Origin of the sequence: Schlesneria sp. (genome assembly GCF_036405755.1) — a bacterium.
Classification (GTDB): domain Bacteria; phylum Planctomycetota; class Planctomycetia; order Planctomycetales; family Planctomycetaceae; genus Schlesneria; species Schlesneria sphaerica.
Genome location: NZ_DASWWZ010000582.1, coordinates 1 through 4,820 on the forward strand (window position 1 = coordinate 1; position 4,820 = coordinate 4,820).

At 56.7% G+C, this 4,820-nt stretch carries 5 protein-coding genes; 3 read left to right on the plus strand and 2 right to left on the minus strand.

The features are described from left to right. Positions 1 to 549: hypothetical protein (locus tag VGE80_RS19345; protein WP_440593800.1), on the plus strand; the 549-nt coding region annotated here is incomplete at its 5' end. 107 nt (positions 550 to 656) lie between these two features. Here the strand turns inward: VGE80_RS19345 and VGE80_RS19350 are convergent. Further along, positions 657 to 1,100, minus strand: a complete 444-nt coding sequence (locus tag VGE80_RS19350) for a hypothetical protein (protein WP_373649800.1) — start codon at positions 1,098 to 1,100, stop codon at positions 657 to 659. A gap of 144 nt (positions 1,101 to 1,244) precedes the next feature. Further along, positions 1,245 to 1,895, minus strand: a complete 651-nt coding sequence (locus VGE80_RS19355) for a TetR/AcrR family transcriptional regulator (protein ID WP_373649801.1) — start codon at positions 1,893 to 1,895, stop codon at positions 1,245 to 1,247. A gap of 337 nt (positions 1,896 to 2,232) precedes the next feature. Here VGE80_RS19355 and VGE80_RS19360 point away from each other — a divergent pair, with 337 nt between their 5' ends. After that, on the plus strand, positions 2,233 to 3,540 hold the full coding sequence (locus tag VGE80_RS19360; protein WP_373649802.1) for an efflux RND transporter periplasmic adaptor subunit: 1,308 nt from the start codon (positions 2,233 to 2,235) through the stop codon (positions 3,538 to 3,540). Positions 3,541 to 3,634: 94 nt separating this feature from the next. Then, the coding region (locus tag VGE80_RS19365; RefSeq protein WP_440593801.1) for an efflux RND transporter permease subunit at positions 3,635 to 4,820 on the plus strand (1,186 nt) is incomplete at its 3' end.

The following is a 4,820-nucleotide window of genomic DNA, read 5'->3' on the forward strand; positions in this document are numbered from 1 at the left end:
GACGGCGGTCTGACTCAGCCCCTGTTCTTCAGGCCGCCGGCGCTTTCCGAAGATCAGTATACGGCCTCGAGTCTCGCCGAATTGCTTTACGGTTCCGATGAATATGTCATTGTTGCCGGGAAGTTGTATGCTGACCCGCACCCTGTCACGACGCGGGTGCTGAATGTTGTCGGGGATAGCGTTTCGATCTTTCTCTATGCACAAACTCGCGACGCATTGGTTAAGCTTTATATGCAAAGCCTGCTCACGGGTATGCAGTACCATCTGGCTGCGGTGCCCGGCGAATTAGAAGTTTCCAAGTCGGCGGCCGACTTTGATTCGGAGATGATGACGACTCTTTTCGAGGAGGGCCGTCGTCAGGTGCTGGCCGGAACCGCCTGGCGCCACACTCCGCCAGGAATGGCCGGTGGAGAAGAGTTACTGCAACGTGCCGGTACCACTCTGGAGATCGTTCCCCAGGCGCTCAGGACTCTGCCGCAGTCGATGCAAACAGAGGAACTTCCCCTGCCCGACGATTTCGATGACGTCCCTCCCCTGCCCGACGAATAGTCTCTTTTCCGTTCGATGGAAGACTTGATCGGGAATCAGGATGCGGCTGCGTCGCCGCTCGCTCTGGATTCCGTCACAGCGTTGTCATGTTCGTTGTCTGACGTCGTTTACGACTGATTCATCGGGCGATGAATGTTGAACCATTTGTGACAGAACGGGCATTTAACGTCACCCAGCGGGGAAACGTCCGCTCCTTTTCCCAGATGTGCACCACAATTGGTACAAGAATAGACCGGGTGAGTTGGAGGACGCTCACTCGTGTTAACCGCCGGGGAGTCCGGTCTCTCTCGGTGCAGGTCTGCGGGGCTCAACATCGATCCCCCCTTGAGAGCCGCCAGGAACGTGGTTCCTCCCATGACGACGAATATCAAAGCGATGAACGAGCCGAAGACTCGGAAGAACAGGGGTGGCGATCCAAAAGTGTTGAATGGTGTCAGCCAGAGAAAAGCAAGAACGGAAATCCCAATTCCTGCGAAGGCAAACCCGAATGTTCCCGCCACCAGTCTTCCCGCCGCGTTGACAGATGTGGTGGGATCAGGAGGGTTTCGCATGCTCACTCGCCTTGTAGAGGGGGTGTGGTGTGGCGGGTTGGTATGTTGACGGTCGAGCCAGCGTCGCGCACGAACCTCGTCCATTCCGGTTGCTGCCGTCTCCCGTTGCTGAGGTAAGGAAGAATACTAACGGCTTTTACCGCTTCACGGATCAAGATCAGGCGAAGATTTGTGTTTGCCAGTTCTTTTGGGAGTGCGGACGAGCAGTCCCTCTTCGATCATTTTGACTGCTGTGTCGATATAAGAATCATTGTCAACAGGCTTACCAAACCGCTCAGCGAAATGCAGGCGGTTGTCGAGCCAGAAGAAGACAATCCCCAGAATCATGACGCTGAGCTGCTGGGCGTCCAGGTCGTCGCGAATGAGCTTCTTCTGTTGTGCCACTTCGATCCGCTGCCGGATCAGGTTGAGAAGGTCTGGTTCGCCTGGCCAGACCTGGTGGTCTCCATCGACGCGCGTTCGCGCGCAGAGCTTCATGGCGAGTTCATTTTCCCCTACATAGGTCAGAATCCGCTTCATCTCTGCACGCAGATTGATGGGACGATTGATCGCGCGGGCTGCGGCGGGAAATCGCTGTGCATAGCCCTCCACCACTCTACGCTTCACTGACGAATAGAGTTCTTCCTTGCTGCCGAAGTGGTGCAGGATCAGAGGGTGCGAGACGCCTGAATGGCGAGAAATCTCGCGCAGTGACGTATCGGCAAAGCCGTATCGTGCGAACAATTCCAGCGCAGAGTCGAGAACGGTCGTGCGGACGGCGTCAGGGTCTCGAACGCGTCGACTCACCTGCGTCATGGGGAACTCCAGTTCGAATCGGGAGACAAATGCTAAAACGACAGGCCAATGGTGTCAAGAAGTGTACGCCAATCGTCTCGCCGCAACATATTTTTCCACAGGCGTTTGTGAATTATCAAGGAGGAGTGCGAACCAAGTGCCTGCCGTGACTGTCCCACCTTGGTTTGCACCGTGCAAAGTCTTGCGGGGGCTTCACACGTAACCGGTAATTGATGATGCGGCTTATTGGGGTGCTGACGGTCAAACCAGGATTGACGCACGTTCATCCATGTATAAGATATTGACCGTTCGGTCAATTGTATTGACCGGGCGGTCAATTCTAACTGGGAGACGAATCGTGTCTATACGAAAGACGGGAATGGCACTTTGGCTGGCGATGGCTGCTGCGGGCTGCGGTGCGCCGAATGCCTATATCGAGCCTCCCCCTCCCGAAGTGACCGTCAGTAATCCGATCAAACGGACGGTGACCGAGTATCTGGAATTCAGCGGTATGACGCAGCCGATGGAGACGGTTGAGATTCGGGCTCGCGTCAAAGGCTTTCTGAAAGAGAAGCACTTCGTGGAAGGTGCCGAAGTGAAGAAAGGCCAACTGCTTCTGGTGATCGACGAAGAGACCTTCCAGATCCAGTTGGATGCCGCCCGGACGCGCCTGCGCGAAGCACAAGCGGCCCTGCAGCAGGCCACCGTTTCGAAATCTCGCGAAGTGGCCCGAGCTCGTGTGAATCTGAGTGAATCGGAAGTGCGACTGGCACGCCAGGAAGAACAGCGCGTTCGCGGACTGTTCCAGAAGCAGATCGCAACTGAGTCAGACATGGATCAGGCATCCTCGACACGCAAGTCACGCGATGCCGATCTGGAATCGGCGAAGGCGAATCTGGAGCAGGCACTGGCCACCTACGAGACCACCATTCTGACCTGCGAAGCGCAGGTCGAGTCAGCCAAGATCGCGGTTCAGAATGCGCAGCTGGATCTCAGCTACTGCCGCATGTCGGCACCGATCGATGGTCGGATCAGTCACATCAATGTCGATATCGGAAACCTGGTCGGTGACGGACAATCGTCGGTGCTCGCCACCATCGTCAAGATGAATCCGATTTACGCTTACGCGACGATCAGCGAATCCGATGTTCTGCGGACCCCCGCGCTGACAAAATTCGGATCCGAAAGCACCGATTCCGAGGCCGAGCCAGTTCCTGTTGAACTGGGGCTGGCCAGTCAAAACGGGTTCCCTGCACAGGGCCAGATTAACTACACCGATCCCGGGCTTGATGCCGGGACCGGAACGCTACGTGTGCGAGGCGTGTTCCAGAACGAGGACCGAAGCTTGCTCCCCGGAATGTTCGTGCGGATGCGAATTCCTGTCGTTGAACGAGTGGATGCCCTGCTGGTTCCCGAGCGGGCGCTCGGAACAGATCAGTCGGGCCAGTATCTACTGGTGGTCGCGGCGGATGGGACCGTGGAATACCGCCCCGTGCGAACGGGCGTCTCTGTCGATGGCTTGCGAGTCGTCGAAGGACAGATTTCGTTAAGTGACCAATTGATCGTCGACGGATTGTTACGAGCCCGACCTGGTGCCAAGGTCTCTCCGAAAACAGAACCCGCGCCCGCGACCGTGTCGTTAACGACAGGTGCTGGTCGACGTTGATCGGGATTTATTCCTGCACCGCCGTCGTTGTCCCGTTCGCAGCATGACCGCGTAATTCTTATGGTCGCCCCGTACCTCTTGCCAGCAGACGATTATGTTCTCGAAGTTCTTTATTGAGCGGCCGATCTTCGCCAATGTGATCGCCATCGTCACGATGCTGGTCGGTATCGTTGCGGGGATCTCGCTGCCGATTGAGCAGTATCCCGAAATTACACCCCCTACCGTGCAAGTGGCGGCGGTCTATCCAGGTGCCAATGCGGAAGTTCTTTCCGATACGGTCGCAGGCCCCATCGAGCAGGAAATCAACGGTGTCGAGAACATGCTTTACATGTCCTCGTCCTGTTCGAGTAACGGCTCTTACACGCTGACCGTCACCTTCGAGGTGGGAACGAACCTCGACGACGCTCAGGTTCTGGTCCAGAACCGTGTTGCCGTCGCGATGCCGCGACTTCCTCAGGAAGTGCAGCGGCAAGGGGTCACGACCAAGAAACAATCGACGAACATCACTCTCGTTGCGTCACTGATTTCGCCAGACGGAACCTATGATGACCTGTATCTGAGTAACTTTGCGACTTTGCGAGTCAAAGACGCGCTGACTCGGCTGGATGGGGTTGGCGATGTGCAGGTCATTGGTGGCGGTACTTACGGCATGCGAATCTGGATCAGTCCGGATTCGCTGAAGGCACGTAACCTGACCACAGAAGACGTTCTGGCTGCGATTCGCGAACAGAATGTGCAGGTTGCGGCGGGGCAGGTAGGCCAGGCGCCAACGCCCCGTGAACAGGGCTTTCAGTACAACGTGATGGTTCAAGGGCGGTTGAGCGATCCGTCTCAGTTTGAAAATATCATCATCAAGTCGGTTTCGGACGATCGCTCCGGGATGCGAGTGACGCGGGTGAAGGACGTCGCCCGCGTCGAACTGGGGGCTCAGACCTACGACCAGTGGTGTGAGATCGGCGGACGCCCGGCGGCAAGTTTGCTCGTCTATCAGTTGCCGGGAGCAAATGCACTTCGCGTGGCCGAGAACGTCAAAGAAGCGATGCACGAACTGGAACGGAACTTCCCCGAGGGGATTAAGGCCGAAATTCCCTTCGATACGACAATCTTCGTCGATGAGTCAATTCACGAGGTTTATAAGACACTGGCCGAAGCAGGTGTACTGGTGCTGGTGGTGATTCTGGTCTTCCTGCAGGACTGGCGAGCCACGCTGATTCCTGCAACGACCGTCCCGGTGACCTTGATTGGCGCATTTGCCGCCATGGGGGCCCTGGGCTTCTCGA

Bases quoted from the DNA above. Each gene is read 5' to 3' on its own strand.
- VGE80_RS19350 (WP_373649800.1), bottom strand. From the start codon at position 1,100: ATGCGAAACCCTCCTGATCCCACCACATCTGTCAACGCGGCGGGAAGA.
- VGE80_RS19355 (WP_373649801.1), bottom strand. From the start codon at position 1,895: ATGACGCAGGTGAGTCGACGCGTTCGAGACCCTGACGCCGTCCGCACG.